Origin of the sequence: Oceaniglobus ichthyenteri (assembly GCF_003057885.1) — a bacterium.
GTDB lineage: Bacteria > Pseudomonadota > Alphaproteobacteria > Rhodobacterales > Rhodobacteraceae > Oceaniglobus > Oceaniglobus ichthyenteri.
In genome coordinates this window covers 22,257-37,273 of record NZ_QAGK01000017.1, presented here as the reverse complement: position 1 = coordinate 37,273, position 15,017 = coordinate 22,257, and the positions used below count along the sequence as shown (strand labels likewise).

The window sequence follows — 15,017 nt, the reverse complement described above, 5'->3', positions numbered from 1 at the left end:
TTTGCCTCCGTATTTATGTGCAACAGTTTTGCGATTCCGGCAAGAGAATAGTGACACACCCCCAGCGCCACGGGGCAGGGGGCGCAAAAACGGCACTGAAACGGGGGATGGGGCGCATTTTGGGCCGCAACAGTGCCTGTCGCGGCGCAAATGCGGCGGTGGGTGCGCCCCGATCAGGGGCGCGCCAGAATGTAATCGGGCCGAATCCCCGAGGTGGCGATGGGATCTTGCACATCGTGCCCGGCGAAAAACCCGAATCCCGCGATCAGCGCGGTTTTCAGCCCTGCCGCCTGACCGCCCAGAATATCGGTGTGCAGGCTGTCGCCCACCATCACCGTGCGCGATTTGTCGACCGCGCCGATCCGGGCAAAGGCCAGATCGAAGATATTGCCAAAGGGTTTGCCAAAAAATTTCGGCTCCACGCCCGTGGCATCGGCCAGATCATGGGCAAAACGGCCCGGTTCGGTTGAAAACCCGTCTTCGCGGGGGGCCACGATATCGGGGTTGCCCACATAGACAGGGCGCGGATTGCGGCGCAAGGCATCGATCAGCATCGCCTGACGCGGCGGTGTCCATACCGCGCTGCCCAGCAGCAAAAACGCCTCGGCGCGGTCATAATCGGCGGGATCATCGGCCAGATAGGCCACATCAAGGGATTCCAGATCGCCCCGCCCCAAGGCGGCATTGGCCATCAACCCCCAGTGGCGCGCCGGTTCCTGTGCCAGACCATGCAAGATCGTCTTGCGGCTGGTGATCACGTCTTCGGGGGCAAAATCATAGCCGAGACGCGCATATTTCGCCATCAGATCGGCATGGGGGTATCCGGCGGCGTTGGACACCACAATCACCCGTTTGCCCGCCTGTTGCAGCCGCGCCACCCGTTCAGGCACCCCGGCAATCGCGGTTTCCCCGATGTTCAGCACCCCGAACGCATCCAAAAGAAAGGTATCCATATCATCGGCCAGCGCATCCAGATCGGGCAGGGCGATACAGGCCGCATCGCGTGCCGGACCCGGAAGCCGGGCCCGCACGTTTTCATAGGCCGCAAAGGCCAGTTCCATATTCAAATGATCGCGCCTCTTACTTTTGCCGAAACCCATTCTGACACCACAACCGCCACCAGAATCACCAGCAGGATCAGTGACACCTGCGGCCAGGCCAGCACATTCAACGATGCCGACAGTTGTAGCCCGATACCGCCCGCGCCGACCAGTCCCAACACCGTACTTTCACGAATGTTGATATCCCACCTGAATACCGCGATTCCGGCAAAGGCGGGCAGGATTTGCGGCACGATGCCATAGGCCATGACCTGCCAGCGCGACGCGCCGGTGGCGGTGATCGCCTCAACCTGGGTGTCATCGATTTCCTCGATCGCCTCATACAGAAGTTTGGCGCAAAATCCGACCGACCGGATGGCAATGGCAATCACCCCGGCAAACACCCCCGGCCCGATGATCGCAATCAGCAACAGCGCCCAGATCAATGAATTGATCGACCGGGTCGACACGATGATCAGCAAGGCAATCGGCCGGATGAACAGTTTTGACGGCGTGGTGTTGCGCGCCGCCAGAAACGCCACCGGAATCGCCAGAACCAGCGCGATAAGCGTGCCAAGGGTGGCGATGTTCAGAGTGTCCCAGATGGGTTTGCCCAATTGCGCGATATAGTCCCATTTCGGCGGGGTGGCCCGGGCCCAGAGATCGCCCGCGATGCGCGGGGCATCCCAGACAAAGAACCAGGTGGTGGTTTCGGAAATCCGTTGCCAGCAATAGGCAAAGATCGCCACGCCGATCAGCCACATCACCCAATGGGACAGGCTTTCGCGGGCTGTGCGCCGCTGCCACAGTTTCGTGCCGTTGTGATCTGTTACCGGCATTATTGAACCCTCGCGCGAATGATGCCTGACAGGTATTCCAATGCCATGACAATCACGATGATGATCAACAGGATCGCCGCCGCCGTGTCGTATTCATAGCGGTCAAAAGCGGTGTTCAGGGTGGCGCCGATGCCCCCCGCGCCAACCAGACCCAAAATCGCGCTTTCGCGGAAATTGATATCGAACCGGTAAATCGACAGGCCAATCAGGCGCGGCATCACCTGGGGCTGAATGCCGTAATTGACCCATTGCAGCCATTTTGCGCCCGATGCCCGGATCGCCTCGGCCTGTACCTTGTCCATGCTTTCGATGTCTTCGGCCAGAAGTTTTGCCAGAAATCCGATGGTTGCAAAGCTGAGCGTCAGAAACCCGGCCAAAGGGCCAAAGCCGAAAATCGCCACCAGCAAAATCGCCACGATGATTTCCTGCAAGGCGCGGGATACGGCAATGATGGCGCGACAGATCAGATAGATCGGCAAAGGCGCGATATTGCGCGCCGCGCCCAATGCGATGGGAATGGAAATGGCGATGCCCACCACCGAGGATGTCACGGTCATCACGATGCTTTCCACCATGCCGGCATAAATATCGCCAGACCGGGTGGTGAAATCGGGGCTGGTAAAGGCCAGAACGAACTGTTTGCCACGTTCCAACCCTTCATAAACCCGGGTCCAGTTGATATCTATCGTCAGGTAGGCGGCAACCAGATAGGCGACAAAACCCACAATCAGGGTCCAGCGCAGCCAGGCGCGCCGCACAAACGGGGGTTTTTTCCACGGTTTGCCCAATCGGGCCTGAACATCGAACGTATCGCTCATTCTGCGGCCTCGTCTTCATCGTCTTCCACCGCTTCGATGGTGGCTTCCCAATCTTCCTCGCCATAGATCGTGGTCAGAACCTCGGGTGTCAGACCCTCGGGGGGGCCATCAAATTCGACCGCACCCAGACGCAGGCCGATCACCCGTTGCACAAACATCTGCGCCAAGGCGACATCGTGAATGTTGATGATGGCCGCCAATCCGCGTTCCTTGCACAGCTCGCAAATCAGGCGCATGATCTGGCGGCTGGTTTTGGGATCAAGCGATGCGGTGGGCTCATCCACCAGCAACAGCGCCGGATTCTGGATCAGCGCGCGGCAAATGCCGACCCGCTGGCGTTGCCCGCCCGACAGTTCATCGGCGCGTTTGTCGGCCATATGGGCCAGCCCGACCCGATCAAGCAGCCGAAATGCCTCGTCCACATCCGATTGCGGATATCGCCGCAGGAATGACCGCCAGAACCCGACATAACCCAACCGCCCCGACAGAACGTTTTCCATCACCGACAGGCGTTCGACCAGGGCGTATTCCTGAAAAATCATCCCCATGCGGCGGCGTTCCCGCCGCAACGCCCCCGAGGACAGCCCGGTCAGTTCCACAGTGCCCAGATACACCTTGCCCGAGGTCGGTTCGACCAACCGGTTGATACAGCGGATCAGGGTTGATTTTCCGGCCCCCGACGGGCCGATCAGCGCCACAACCTGGCCTTCGGGAATTTCCAATTCAACCGCCTTCAGCGCCTGATCCCCGGTCTTGTATGTCTTTACCAGCTTGTCGAGCCGCAGCATACCATGCCCCCGTTTTGTTTTTATGACTTTTTCGTTGATTCATATGTGTGGGGCGGTCCGAACCGAACCGCCCCAACGATACCTTGAAAAGATATCTTACTGGCAGGCGTAGCTGACGCCGTTTGCCGAATCAATTTTGCGGATGACTTCCCAGAAACCCTTGTAATCAATCGGAATGAACTGCGTTTCACCGCCTTTGCCAAATTCCTCTTCCAGGCTGGTGCCGCTCCAGTCAAAGCTGAAGAAGGCATCGCGGATGGTTTCACGCAATTCAGGTTTCAGATTATGCGCGGTGCCGTATCCCGTGGTGGGAAAGGTTTGCGAGCGGTAAATCATCTTTACCTGATCTTCCTTGATCACATCGCGGGCGATCATCCGTGTGATCACCGTATTTGCGACCGCGGCGGCGGGATAATCCTTGTTTGCGACGCCCAGGATCGAATTGTCGTGCTTGCCCGAAAACACCGGTTCAAAATCACGATCGGGTTCAAGATCGTAATCGGCCTTCAGGATCGCGCTGGGGGCTTTGAAGCCTGAATTGGATGTTGGCGCGGTAAAGGCCAGTTTTTTGCCTTTGATATCGGCGGGGGTTTCGATGCCTGATCCGGGATGGGTGATGATTTCCATCTCATACCCGAACGTACCATCCTCGGCCGCCATGATGGCAAAGGGTTTGAACCCGGCGCAATTCACGGCCAAGGGGTTTGACCCGGTATTGAACCCGGCAATATGAAGCCGACCCGAGCGCATCGCCTCGATCTGGGCGGCGTTGTTCTGTACCGGGAAAAAGGCGACCGATTTACCGGTTTTTTCTTCCAGATAGGTCAGAAAATCGGCCCATGCGGTTTTGTACACCGCCGGATCCTCGACCGGGGTATAGGCAAAGACCAGGGTGCTGGGGTCCACAAGTTGCGATTCATCGGTTGGCGAATCCGCCAGCATATCGCCATCGACATCGCAAAACCGCTCATCCAGATCGCCGCGTTCACAATCCTGCGCGGCGGCGGGACCGGCCACCGCCATGATCAGCGCAAGTGCCGCTCCGGACATCAGTGTATTCAGTGTTTTCATTTTTGTTCCTCCCTGTTGAAAGACGCTAACGGCAAATTTGCATTTTACAAAGATGTTATTGATCGACATGGCGTGTTCCTTGCGCGCGCGAACGGTGTCGGGGCGCTGTTTTTGGATTTTCGTCAAGATTTTCAAATCCTTTCAATAGGTGTTGTCGTATAGATGCAGGTGGTTTGCACCGGATGGCCCGCCCATACTTGGCCTGCACCTACCGCACCTGTAAGGATGTTTTATGACAGAAAAATATTATGCCCCCATGGGCGGCCACCCCGGCCAACAGCAATTATTGACAGATCGCGCCATGTTTAACCCGGCCTATGCGGTGATCCCGAAAGGCACGATGCGCGACATCACCACCAGTTTTCTGCCATTCTGGGAAAACACCCGCCTGTGGGTCATTGCCCGCCCGCTCAGCGGATTTGCCGAAACCTTTTCGCAATATATAATGGAGGTCGCGCCCGGCGGCGGGTCGGACCGGCCCGAAACCGACATGGCGGCGCAAGGGGTGTTGTTTGTGGTTGGCGGCAGCGCGACGTTGGCCGTCAACGGTGACACCCATGTTCTGGCCCCCGGCGGATATGCCTATCTGCCCGCCGGTGCCGATTGGACCTTGCACAACAAAGGCGATGAAACACTGCGGTTTCATTGGGTGCGCAAGGCATATCAACGGGTTGATGGATTGGACGCGCCCGATGTGGTGATCGCCAATGAACAGGATATCGCACCAACGGTCATGCCCGACACCAACGGCGCCTGGGCCACGACACGGTTTGTCGATCCCGGCGATCTGCGCCATGACATGCATGTGACGATCGTGACCCTGCAGCCGGGCGGGGTGATCCCGTTTCTGGAAACCCATGTCATGGAACACGGGCTGTATGTGTTAGAGGGCAAAGGCGTGTACCGTCTGAACACCGACTGGGTCGAAGTTGAGGCAGGCGATTTCATGTGGCTGCGCGCGTTTTGCCCGCAGGCGTGTTATGCCGGGGGGCCGGGGCCGTTCCGGTATCTGCTCTATAAAGACGTCAACCGGCATATGCCCCTCAGCCTGTGATCCCGGCTTAATCGATCTGCGCCGCCTTGTACCATGCCACGATGGCGGCGCGGGCCTCGCCCTCCATTTCAATCGCATTGGGGGGCGGCATGGCATGGCTGACCCCGGCCTGAAGATAGATCTGGCGCGCATGGCGGGCCACGTCGCCTTGGGTTTCCAGCATCACGCCCTTGGGGGCCCAGCGGATACCATCCCAGAACGGTTCGCGCGCATGGCACATCGAACAATTGCCGCGCACCGTATCATAGGCCGCCTCAAACCCATCGGCGCTGGCATAGTGTTGTTCATAGGCGGTGAGTTCGCGCGCCTCGGCCTGTTCCAGGGTTTCGGTGCCGGAATAGGTCGACAACCACGCGATCACGATAAACAGCATCACGGTTACCGCCCAGGTCCAATTCGGGCCGGCACCGGTGGCATGCATGGTGTTGAAATAATGCCGGATCGTCACGCCGGTCAAAAACACCAGGCTGGCAATGATCCAGGCATATTCGGTGCCAAAGGCCAGCGGATAATGATTGGCCAGCATCAAGAACACCACCGGCAGGGTCAGGTAATTGTTATGGGTACTGCGCAATTTGGCGATCTTGCCGTATTTGGCATCGGGCGTGCGTCCGGCAATCAGATCGGCCACAACAATGCGTTGGTTCGGCATGATCTGAAAAAATACATTGCCGGTCATGATCGTGGCGGTGAACGCCCCCAGATGCAACAGCGCGGCGCGGCCGGTGAAAATTTCGTTATACCCCCAGGCCATGATCACGAGGATCGCGAACAGCAACAGCATGAGCAAAGTAGGCTGTTCACCCAGTTTCGATTTGCACATCGCATCATAGGCCAGCCAGCCAATGGTCAGCGATCCGCCGGAAATCAAAATCCCCTGCCACAGCGCCAGATCGGCCTTGGTCGGGTCAAGCAGGAACAGTTCGCCCCCCACCCAATAGACAATCATCAACAACGCCGCACCCGACACCCAGGTGATATAGCTTTGCCATTTGTGCCAGATCAGGTGTTCGGGCATGTTTTCCGGGGCCACCAGATATTTCTGGATGTGGTAAAACCCGCCGCCATGCACCTGCCATTCTTCGCCATGGGCCCCGGCGGGCATGTTGGGCGCTTTGCGCAGGCCCAGATCCAGCGCGATAAAGAAAAAAGACGCCCCGATCCACGCCATCGCGGTAATAACGTGCAACCAGCGCACGGCAAACGCGATCCAATCCCAGATAATGGCCAGATCATACATGGCTCTCTCCCTCTTTGGTCCTACAATTCGCAGCAGCCTAGGCGACGGCGTATTATCCTGCTATCCCGTCATCGGACCAAGCAGCATCAAAAAAATCAAAATAATGTCTTACCTCGACAATATCCGCACATTCGTTCGTGTTTACGATCTGGGCAGCATGTCTGCCGCCGGGCGCGATTTGCGGATTTCGCCTGCTGTGACCTCGTCGCGGATTTCCCAGCTTGAGGAACATCTCAGTGTGCGTCTGTTTCAGCGCACCACCCGCAGTTTAACACCCACCGAACAGGGCAAGGCGTTTTACAAAGGCGCCTGTGAAATTCTCGAGGCGGTGGACAATGCCGAGGCGCAGGTGGTGAACATCACCGAAAATCCGCGCGGATCGTTGCATGTGGCGGCCCCTTTGGGCGTGGGGCGACGGTTGATCGCGCCCGCCGTGCCGGGGTTCATGGCCGCCTATCCCGATGTGCAACTGCGTCTGCGCCTGACCGATCGCAAGGTCGATCTGACCTCCGAGGGGTTGGATCTGGCGTTTTTCCTGGGTCAGCCGGAAGACAGCACATTACGGATTCGCAAGATCGCCGATGTGCCGCGGGTGCTGTGCGCGGCGCCATCCTATATTGCGGCGCGGGGCAATCCGGCGGATGGGGCGGCATTGATCGCCGACAATCACGAATGTCTGAACCTGCGCTTTCCCGGATCGACCGAATTTCAATGGCCGCTGATCACGCCGGAGGGGACGAAACGGTTTGCCGTGACCGGGCGCTATGAATCCGACGATGGCGATGTGTTGACCGACTGGGCCTTGGCCGGGGAAGGCATCGTGTTGAAACCGGTTTTCGCCGTGGCCGATCATCTGGCCGCCGGGCGGTTGGTTGTGGTGGCCGCCGCCACCCCGCCCGAGCCGGTGCAAATGGCCTGTCTGTTCACCCACCGCAAACGCCAGGATCCCAAGGCGCGGCTGTTCATGGATTATGTGATCGAGCGGATTTCAGACGCCGTGCGCGGGTTGGATCAACTGCCGCGATAGGTTGAATATCCAAACGGCGACAGCAACAGCGGCACATGGTAATGATCCTGTTCCGACATGCCAAACCGCAGCGGAATCAGATCCAGAAACCGGGGGGATTCGGGCGGCGTGCCGTTGGCATCCAGATAGGCCCCGGCATGAAACACCAATTCATAGGTGCCGGTTTCAAATTCATCGGCGGGCAGGATTTGCACGTCGGTGCGCCCGTCGGCATTGGTTGTCAGGGTTTTCAACAGATCGCGCGCCGCGCCGTCGATCCGAAACAGCTCAATCTTCAGGCCCGCCGCCGGGCAGCCGCGCGCCGTGTCAAGAACATGGGTGGTCAGGTATCCAGTCATCGCGCCTCTCCTTGTGTATGTCCTCTCTATATCCCTTGCGATAGGATGGGCGCAAATCAGCGTCGGCAAGACAGTCCTTCGCATATTTTTTGAAAAACAATCCGATTGTTTTGGATTATCAACAGACAACCGAAAAAAGGAGCCAGCCTTGCCCCGTTACCCCCGTGATATGACCGGATATGGCGCAACGCCCCCCGCGGCCCAGTGGCCCGGTGGCGCAAAGATCGCCGTGCAGATCGTGCTGAATTACGAAGAAGGCGGCGAGAATAATATCCTGCACGGCGATCCGGCATCCGAGGCGTTTTTGTCGGAAATCACCGGTGCCGCGCCTTGGGCCGGGCAACGCCACTGGAACATGGAATCGATCTATGAATACGGGTCGCGCGCCGGGTTCTGGCGGTTGCACCGTTTGTTGGGCGATCTGCCGGTCACGGTATACGGTGTGGCCTCGGCCTTGGCCCGCGCCCCTGAACAGGTGGCGGCGATGAAATCGGCCGGGTGGGAAATGGCCAGCCACGGGTTGAAATGGGTCGAACACAAGGACATGCCCGAGGACGAAGAGCGCGCCCAGATCGCCGAGGCGATCCGGCTCCACACCGAGGTGGTGGGCGAGGCGCCGCGCGGTTGGTACACCGGGCGCTGTTCCAACAACACCGTGCGTCTGGCCGCCGAAACCGGGCAATTCGCCTATGTCGCCGACAGTTATGCCGATGATCTGCCTTATTGGCTGGAAATTGGCGGGCGTGATCAACTGATCGTGCCTTATACGATGGATTGCAACGATATGCGCTTTGCGATTCAGGCCGGGTTCACCACTGGCGGGCAGTTTGAGGATTACCTGAAAGACAGTTTTGACACGCTGTACGCAGAAGGCAGCGATGGCGCGCCCAAGATGCTGTCGATCGGGCTACATTGCCGGTTGGCCGGGCGGCCCGGACGCACCGCCGCCTTGCGCCGGGCAATCGAATATTTCCAATCCCACGAGGGTGTGTGGTTCGCCACCCGGCTTGAAATTGCACAGCATTGGGCCAAGACCCACCCTCATCAGCGCCGCACCCGCCCATCGGATATGGACCGCGATACATTCGTGGCCGAATTTGGCAGCATTTTTGAACACAGCCCGTGGATCGCCGAGGCCGCGTTTGACGGTGAGTTGGGCCAGACCCACGATTGCGCAAAAGGCGTGCACAGCGCGCTGACCCGGGTGTTTCGCCGTGCCAGCCCCGAACAGCGTCTGGCGGTGCTGAATGCCCACCCCGATCTGGCGGGCAAACTGGCCGCGGCCAGACAACTGACCGCCGAAAGCACGGCAGAACAGGCCGGGGCGGGTTTGGACGCGCTGACCGATGAAGAACGCGCGATGTTTCAATCGCTCAACGCCGCCTATGTGGAAAAACACGGCTTTCCCTTTATCATCGCGGTGCGCGACAACACCAAGGCATCGATCACCGAGGCGTTTCACCGCCGGATTGAAAACGACACAGACACCGAATTTGCCCAAGCCTGCAAACAGGTGGAGCGCATTGCCGAGCTGCGTCTGATCGAAAAGCTGGGCGCATGAACATGGTGTTGCACCCCACCCCGCTGACCGCCGCCGCCTTCGCCGCCTTTGGCGATGTGCTTGAGGTATCAGGCGCGCCGGACAAGATCATCAATCAGGGGCTGTGTGGCCGGTTTCACGACCGCGCCACCATTGATGTGGGCGATGGGCGCACCGGGATCAGCCTGTTTCAGGCCGAGCCGCGCACATTTCCCATCACCCTGGATATGATGGAACGTCACCCCGATGGCAGTCAGGCGTTTTTACCGATGAGTTTTCACCCGTTTCTGGTGGTGGTCGCGCCCGATGACGCGGGCCGCCCGGGTGCGCCGCAGGTGTTTATCACCACGCCGGGGCAGGGGGTGAATTTTCATCGCAACATCTGGCACGGGGTTTTGACGCCGCTGCACGCCCCCGGATTATTCGCAGTTGTAGATCGGATCGGAGAGGGGCCGAATCTGCAAGAGCATTGGTTCGACACACCATTCACGATCGAAGGCACAGTTTAACACACCGGCAAAAAGACCGGGATTTCAATTTTCAGGGAGGAACTAACTTTGGCCGATACATCCATCGGGACGCCAGAACAGCTGCGCGATCCCAATTACACCCCGGCGCTGCACCGCGCGATACCTTTGGGGATTCAGCACGTTCTGGCGATGTTCGTGTCCAACGTGACACCGGCGATCATCATCGCCGGAGCGGCGGGGTTCGGGTTTGGCTCGGATGCGGGGGCGCAGGGCTTTCCCGATATGACCTATCTGATTCAGATGTCGATGCTGTTTGCCGGGGTCGCCACCCTGTTTCAAACCATCGGGTTCGGCCCGGTCGGCGCGCGCCTGCCGATCGTGCAAGGCACCAGTTTTGCCTTTATCCCGATCATGATTCCCCTCGTCGCGGGCAAGGGGGTTGAGGCGCTTCCGGCGCTGTTTGGCGGGGTCGTGATCGGCGGGTTGTTTCACACCTTTATCGCCACGTTCATCGGCAAGATCCGGTTTGCCCTGCCACCTTTGGTCACCGGCCTGGTGGTGACGATGATCGGTCTGGCGCTGGTCAAGGTGGGTATCGAATATGCCGCAGGCGGTGTTCCGGCCAAAGCGCGCGATTTGCCCGAATACGGCAGCCTGTTGAACTGGTCTGCCGCCTTGGTGGTGGTGTTTGTCACCCTTGGGCTGAAATTTTATGCCAGGGGCATGTTGGCGGTTTCTGCCGTGGTGATCGGGATTCTGGTTGGCTATGTCTATGCCTTGGGCATGGGGATGGTCACATTCGAAGGCATCGCCAACAGCTGGAACCGCGCCGCGCCGGTATCCTTTCCGATGCCGTTCAAATACGGCTTTGAAATCAGCATTGCCGCCGTTGTCGGGTTTTGTCTGATGGCATTCGTGTCGGCGGTTGAAACCGTAGGCGATGTTTCAGGCATCACCAAAGGCGGGGCAGGGCGCGAGGCCACCGAGGCCGAAATCACCGGCGCGACCTATGCCGACGGGCTCGGTTCGGCGGTGGCGGGTGTGTTTGGCGGATTTCCCAACACATCGTTTTCGCAAAACGTCGGGCTGATCGCCATGACCGGCGTGATGAGCCGCCATGTGGTGACCATCGGCGCGATCTTCCTGATCATCTGTGGTTTGATCCCGAAAGTGGGCGCGGTGATCAACACCGTCCCGATCGAGGTGTTGGGCGGCGGTGTGATCGTGATGTTCGGCATGGTTGTGGCGGCGGGCATTTCGATGCTGTCGGATGTGAATTGGAACCGGCGCAACATGGTGATCTTTGCCATTGCCCTGTCGGTGGGTCTGGGTCTGCAACTTGATCCCAAGGCGGTGCAATATCTGCCCGAAACCCTGCGCATTCTGGCCACATCGGGCCTGTTGCCTGCGGCGCTGATTGCCATCGTTCTGAACCTGATCCTGCCCGAAGAACTGAGCGGGGAATCGACCGAGGAAGTGTCAGGCGGCATGGCGGGCCACGGGCTTGGCTCGTTGGAAAAAGACCGCTGAGGCAGAGCGCCAGGAGATGACAGGGAAAGGCCCGGCAGGATTGCCGGGCCTTTTGCGTTGGCGAACACTGGACGGCAGCGGCGATATACAGTCAGATGGCGCAAAATTCATCTGGGGGGACAGACATCATGCGAGGCGCGGATCTTTTGGTTCAAACGCTGGCGGCCGCGGGCGTTGAGCGTATATTTTCACTGTCGGGCAATCAGATCATGCCGATTTACGATGCCTGTTTCGATGCCGGAATCGAAATCATCCACACCCGCCACGAGGCCGCCGCCGTGTTCATGGCCGAGGCTTACGCGCAACTGACCGGCACGGTCGGGGTGGCGATGGTGACTGCCGGGGCAGGGGCCGCCAATGCCCTGGGCGCGCTGTTCACCTGTTCGGCCTCGCAAACCCCGGTGCTTTTGCTGACCGGCGATTCCCCGATTGGCCAGGATGGCCGGGGCGCGTTTCAGGAGCTGGATCAGGTGCCGATGACAGCACCGGTCACGAAACTTTCGTTTCGCCCGATCCGCGCGGCGGATTTTGGCATCGACACGGCGCGCGCCCTGCGCACCGCTTTGTCGGGGCAACCGGGGCCGGTTCACATGGCCCTGCCTTTCGATTTGGTCGAGGCGGATGCAACCGGCGGCATAATTCCGACCGCCCTTGGCAAGGAACCGATGCCATTGGCCGGGGCCGAGGCCAAAACCATCGCCCGCGCGATTGCACAGGCCAATCGCCCGCTGGTGATTTGCGGCCCGGCAATGAACGCCACCCGCGCGCCCGATCTGGCCGATCTGCAAACCGCCCTTGGCGCGCCGGTGATCGCAATGGAAAGCCCGCGAGGGTTCAAAGACCCGATGTTGGGCGATATTGCCAAGGCGTTCGCGCGGTGCGATCTGGTGGTGATCCTGGGCAAATCCGTTGATTTCACCCTGGGGTTCGGGGCCGCCAATCTGGTTGATCCCGATTGCACCTGGATCGTGGTGCAGGCAGACGCCGCCGAACGTGACCGCGCCCACCGCAATCTTGGCACCCGCTTAACCGCCTGTTTCGCCGCCGATCCGCGCGACAGTATCGCGGCCCTGATTGATGCGGGGCAGGGGGGCGGGGACGCCTGGCAAGACGAGGTTGCAACCCTGACCGGCGCGCGCAGTTTCAGCGCCGATGACACCGTACCATCGGGCAAAATCACCCCCGCGCAACTGTGCGCCGCCGTGCAGCGGCAGGTTGAAAAGGCCGAAACCTCGGTGATGATTTGCGATGGGGGTGAATTTGGCCAATGGGCACAGGCCGCAACCCACGCCAATCACCGGGTGATCAACGGCATTTCCGGCGCGATTGGCGGCGGATTATGCTATGGTCTGGGGGCGAAATGCGCGCTGCCTGACGCCACGGTGTTTGCGATGATGGGCGATGGCACGGTCGGGTTTCACTTTGCCGAATTTGAAACCGCGGTGCGGGCCCACCGCCCCTATGTGGTGATCATCGGCAATGACGGGCGTTGGAACGCCGAACATCTGATACAAATGCGCGAATATGGCCCGGATCGGTTGATCGGGTGCGAATTAAGCGGCGCGCGCTATGATCTGGCGGCGCGGGGATTGGGCGCGCACGGTGAATATGTCACCGATCTGGCCGATCTGGACGCCGCGCTGGAGCGCGCGGTGAACAGCGGCAAGCCCGCCTGTGTCAATGTCCAGATCGAAGGGTTGGCCGCCCCCAGCGGGGCCGCCCATTAATCCAGGTTGAACCCCTTGGCCTTGATGAAGGCGGCGAAATCGGCGCGTTCCGGCAGGCTGTACTGCCGGGCCTTGTCCATTGACCAGGTATAGGCGGGGCTGGTGCCGTATCTTTCCGCGCTGCGCTGTGTGCGATAGGGCTGCACCGTGGCGCGGTGGGCATCATAGTGGGCCAAATCTTCGGCCAAGGTGTCATCGCTGAACGTGTCATGATGCACCGTCGCGCGCAGGGGCAAGCGCGGGCTGATCCGTGGCGCGCGGACCGGATGGCCCAGGGCAAGGGCGGCCACCGGAAACACATGATCGGGCAGGCGCAACAGATCGCTGACCTGCCCGGCATGGTTGCGAATGGTGCTGATCGGGCAACATCCAAGGCCCGCCGCCTCGGCCGCATTCACGAAACTGCCCAGGGCGATGCCCGCATCGACACTGGCGTTGAAAAACGCATCCAGATGATCGTTGGCAAAAGGCAAACCTTGAAATTCGTGCACCTGCCGCTGTCGGCGGTTGTTGGCGCAAAACACCAACAGGTGCGGCGCATCGGCAATCCATGTCTGGGCCGACAACAGCGCCACGATCTGCGCCTTCAGGGCCGGATCCTGAACAATCACGATGTCGCGCTGTTGCAGATCACTTTTTGACGGTGCCGATAACGCCACCGCACACAGCGTTTCGATCACCGGCATCGGCACCGGATCAGGGCGAAACGCCCGGCACGATCCGCGCGCGGCCATCGTGTGCACCGCGTCATTACCGGCCAGATCTGCGGGCGTATCGGGGGCATCGGTGAACCGCGCGCGCAGGGCGGCATTGAGCCGGTCAGACATGGTGTTTCAACACGTCCTGTACGGCGGGGCGGGCCTCCATCCGGGCGCGGTGGGCCAGAATGCGGGGAAATGCGGTGTCATCCACCCCGTCCCCCCTGAGCCAGCGCGCGATCAAAAACAGATACGGATCGCAAATGGTATATTGCGCGCCCATCACCCACGGCCCCTCAAGGCAGTTGTTTTCAATGAAATCCGCGCAATCGGCCATGTTTTGTGCCACTTTCGCCTGCATTGAGGCAACACAGCCCGCATCATCCGACCAGCGTGTGCCGCGCATCTTGTGGGCATGGGCCACATGCACCGTTGCGGCCAGATAGGCGTTGAATTCCTGTGCCTTTGCAAACCCGTACGGCGTTGACGGAATCAGGTTCGCGGCGCCAAAGCTTTGCGCGATAAAGGCCAGAATGGCGGGCGTTTCGGTCAGGATACCCTGATCCGTCACCAGGGCCGGCACCCGCCCTTTCGGGTTGATCTTCAGAAACTCGGGTTTGAGTTGATCCTGGTTGGAAAATTCGATCAGGCGCAGATCGTAATCGGCGCCGGCCTCTTGCAATGCGATATGAACGGGCAGGGCCGCCGTGCCTTTGGCGTAATAAAGTGTAAACATGCGCAGTCCTTTGCCAGAGTTTCGGATTTTACCATAACGACAGGGCAGCGTTTGAAAAGGCGTCAGTTGTGTAAATATTTGTTACGGTATGGGTAAGATTT

At 59.7% G+C, this 15,017-nt stretch carries 15 protein-coding genes; 6 read left to right on the top strand and 9 right to left on the bottom strand.

Annotation, left to right across the window (positions count from 1 at the left end):
- Nucleotides 1-173 precede the first annotated feature (173 nt).
- The 5 genes from C8265_RS17765 to phnD form a co-directional block, all read right to left on the bottom strand.
- Nucleotides 174-1,061 carry an HAD-IIA family hydrolase gene (locus C8265_RS17765; RefSeq protein WP_240611133.1) on the bottom strand — a complete coding sequence of 296 codons (888 nt, stop codon included), beginning with the start codon at nucleotides 1,059-1,061 and terminating at the stop codon, nucleotides 174-176.
- A 2-nt stretch (nucleotides 1,062-1,063) separates the two neighbouring features.
- Entirely contained in the window at nucleotides 1,064-1,879 is an 816-nt protein-coding gene (gene phnE, locus C8265_RS17760) for a phosphonate ABC transporter, permease protein PhnE (RefSeq protein WP_108485377.1), read from the bottom strand.
- Complete coding sequence (gene phnE, locus C8265_RS17755) at nucleotides 1,879-2,697, bottom strand: phosphonate ABC transporter, permease protein PhnE (RefSeq protein WP_108485376.1); 819 nt, start codon at nucleotides 2,695-2,697, stop codon at nucleotides 1,879-1,881. Before phnE (C8265_RS17755) ends, phnE (C8265_RS17760) begins: the two co-directional genes overlap by 1 nt.
- Nucleotides 2,694-3,485, bottom strand: coding sequence for a phosphonate ABC transporter ATP-binding protein (gene phnC / locus C8265_RS17750; protein ID WP_108485375.1), 792 nt, complete (start codon nucleotides 3,483-3,485; stop codon nucleotides 2,694-2,696). The genes phnE (C8265_RS17755) and phnC overlap by 4 nt, the downstream gene beginning before the upstream one ends.
- Nucleotides 3,486-3,581: 96 nt before the next feature.
- A complete protein-coding gene (gene phnD, locus C8265_RS17745) occupies nucleotides 3,582-4,556 on the bottom strand; it encodes a phosphate/phosphite/phosphonate ABC transporter substrate-binding protein (protein ID WP_108485402.1) in 975 nt (324 codons plus the stop codon).
- A gap of 232 nt (nucleotides 4,557-4,788) precedes the next feature.
- On the opposite strand from phnD, the gene C8265_RS17740 reads away from it, so the two are divergent.
- Nucleotides 4,789-5,610, top strand: a complete 822-nt coding sequence (locus tag C8265_RS17740; RefSeq protein WP_108485374.1) for a bifunctional allantoicase/(S)-ureidoglycine aminohydrolase — start codon at nucleotides 4,789-4,791, stop codon at nucleotides 5,608-5,610.
- A 7-nt stretch (nucleotides 5,611-5,617) separates the two neighbouring features.
- Here the strand turns inward: C8265_RS17740 and C8265_RS17735 are convergent, their stop codons facing one another.
- Nucleotides 5,618-6,850, bottom strand: coding sequence for a urate hydroxylase PuuD (locus C8265_RS17735; RefSeq protein WP_108485373.1), 1,233 nt, complete (start codon nucleotides 6,848-6,850; stop codon nucleotides 5,618-5,620).
- A gap of 103 nt (nucleotides 6,851-6,953) precedes the next feature.
- Here C8265_RS17735 and C8265_RS17730 point away from each other — a divergent pair, with 103 nt between their 5' ends.
- Entirely contained in the window at nucleotides 6,954-7,877 is a 924-nt protein-coding gene (locus C8265_RS17730) for a LysR family transcriptional regulator (protein ID WP_108485372.1), read from the top strand.
- On the opposite strand, the gene uraH is transcribed toward C8265_RS17730, so the two are convergent.
- The gene (uraH, locus tag C8265_RS17725) at nucleotides 7,862-8,215 is read right to left on the bottom strand and encodes a hydroxyisourate hydrolase (RefSeq protein WP_108485371.1); all 354 of its coding nucleotides are present in this window, start codon (nucleotides 8,213-8,215) and stop codon (nucleotides 7,862-7,864) included. The genes C8265_RS17730 and uraH overlap by 16 nt on opposite strands.
- Before the next feature lie 148 nt (nucleotides 8,216-8,363).
- Between uraH and puuE the strand changes: the two genes are divergently transcribed.
- From puuE to C8265_RS17705, 4 genes are all read left to right on the top strand, one after another.
- A complete protein-coding gene (gene puuE / locus C8265_RS17720; RefSeq protein WP_108485370.1) occupies nucleotides 8,364-9,776 on the top strand; it encodes an allantoinase PuuE in 1,413 nt (470 codons plus the stop codon).
- Nucleotides 9,773-10,264 carry an ureidoglycolate lyase gene (locus tag C8265_RS17715; protein ID WP_108485369.1) on the top strand — a complete coding sequence of 164 codons (492 nt, stop codon included), beginning with the start codon at nucleotides 9,773-9,775 and terminating at the stop codon, nucleotides 10,262-10,264. The genes puuE and C8265_RS17715 overlap by 4 nt, the downstream gene beginning before the upstream one ends.
- Nucleotides 10,265-10,312: 48 nt before the next feature.
- Nucleotides 10,313-11,755 carry a uracil-xanthine permease family protein gene (locus C8265_RS17710; RefSeq protein WP_108485368.1) on the top strand — a complete coding sequence of 481 codons (1,443 nt, stop codon included), beginning with the start codon at nucleotides 10,313-10,315 and terminating at the stop codon, nucleotides 11,753-11,755.
- Nucleotides 11,756-11,883: 128 nt separating this feature from the next.
- Nucleotides 11,884-13,482: a thiamine pyrophosphate-binding protein gene (locus tag C8265_RS17705; protein WP_108485367.1), complete on the top strand. Its 1,599-nt coding sequence runs from the start codon at nucleotides 11,884-11,886 to the stop codon at nucleotides 13,480-13,482.
- On the opposite strand, the gene C8265_RS17700 is transcribed toward C8265_RS17705, so the two are convergent.
- Both C8265_RS17700 and C8265_RS17695 read right to left on the bottom strand, forming a co-directional pair.
- The gene (locus tag C8265_RS17700; RefSeq protein WP_108485366.1) at nucleotides 13,479-14,309 is read right to left on the bottom strand and encodes a nitroreductase family protein; all 831 of its coding nucleotides are present in this window, start codon (nucleotides 14,307-14,309) and stop codon (nucleotides 13,479-13,481) included. The two genes, C8265_RS17705 and C8265_RS17700, sit on opposite strands and share 4 nt — an antisense overlap.
- The gene (locus C8265_RS17695) at nucleotides 14,302-14,916 is read right to left on the bottom strand and encodes a glutathione S-transferase family protein (RefSeq protein WP_108485365.1); all 615 of its coding nucleotides are present in this window, start codon (nucleotides 14,914-14,916) and stop codon (nucleotides 14,302-14,304) included. The genes C8265_RS17700 and C8265_RS17695 overlap by 8 nt, the downstream gene beginning before the upstream one ends.
- Nucleotides 14,917-15,017 lie beyond the last annotated feature (101 nt).

What these genes read in the sequence shown, in the direction of transcription:
- C8265_RS17765 (WP_240611133.1), bottom strand. Translation starts at nt 1,061, where the DNA reads ATGGAACTGGCCTTTGCGGCCTATGAAAACGTGCGGGCCCGGCTTCCG.
- phnE (WP_108485377.1), bottom strand. Translation starts at nt 1,879, where the DNA reads ATGCCGGTAACAGATCACAACGGCACGAAACTGTGGCAGCGGCGCACA.
- phnE (WP_108485376.1), bottom strand. Translation starts at nt 2,697, where the DNA reads ATGAGCGATACGTTCGATGTTCAGGCCCGATTGGGCAAACCGTGGAAA.
- phnC (WP_108485375.1), bottom strand. Translation starts at nt 3,485, where the DNA reads ATGCTGCGGCTCGACAAGCTGGTAAAGACATACAAGACCGGGGATCAG.
- phnD (WP_108485402.1), bottom strand. Translation starts at nt 4,556, where the DNA reads ATGAAAACACTGAATACACTGATGTCCGGAGCGGCACTTGCGCTGATC.
- C8265_RS17740 (WP_108485374.1), top strand. Translation starts at nt 4,789, where the DNA reads ATGACAGAAAAATATTATGCCCCCATGGGCGGCCACCCCGGCCAACAG.
- C8265_RS17735 (WP_108485373.1), bottom strand. Translation starts at nt 6,850, where the DNA reads ATGTATGATCTGGCCATTATCTGGGATTGGATCGCGTTTGCCGTGCGC.
- C8265_RS17730 (WP_108485372.1), top strand. Translation starts at nt 6,954, where the DNA reads ATGTCTTACCTCGACAATATCCGCACATTCGTTCGTGTTTACGATCTG.
- uraH (WP_108485371.1), bottom strand. Translation starts at nt 8,215, where the DNA reads ATGACTGGATACCTGACCACCCATGTTCTTGACACGGCGCGCGGCTGC.
- C8265_RS17715 (WP_108485369.1), top strand. Translation starts at nt 9,773, where the DNA reads ATGAACATGGTGTTGCACCCCACCCCGCTGACCGCCGCCGCCTTCGCC.
- C8265_RS17705 (WP_108485367.1), top strand. Translation starts at nt 11,884, where the DNA reads ATGCGAGGCGCGGATCTTTTGGTTCAAACGCTGGCGGCCGCGGGCGTT.
- C8265_RS17700 (WP_108485366.1), bottom strand. Translation starts at nt 14,309, where the DNA reads ATGTCTGACCGGCTCAATGCCGCCCTGCGCGCGCGGTTCACCGATGCC.
- C8265_RS17695 (WP_108485365.1), bottom strand. Translation starts at nt 14,916, where the DNA reads ATGTTTACACTTTATTACGCCAAAGGCACGGCGGCCCTGCCCGTTCAT.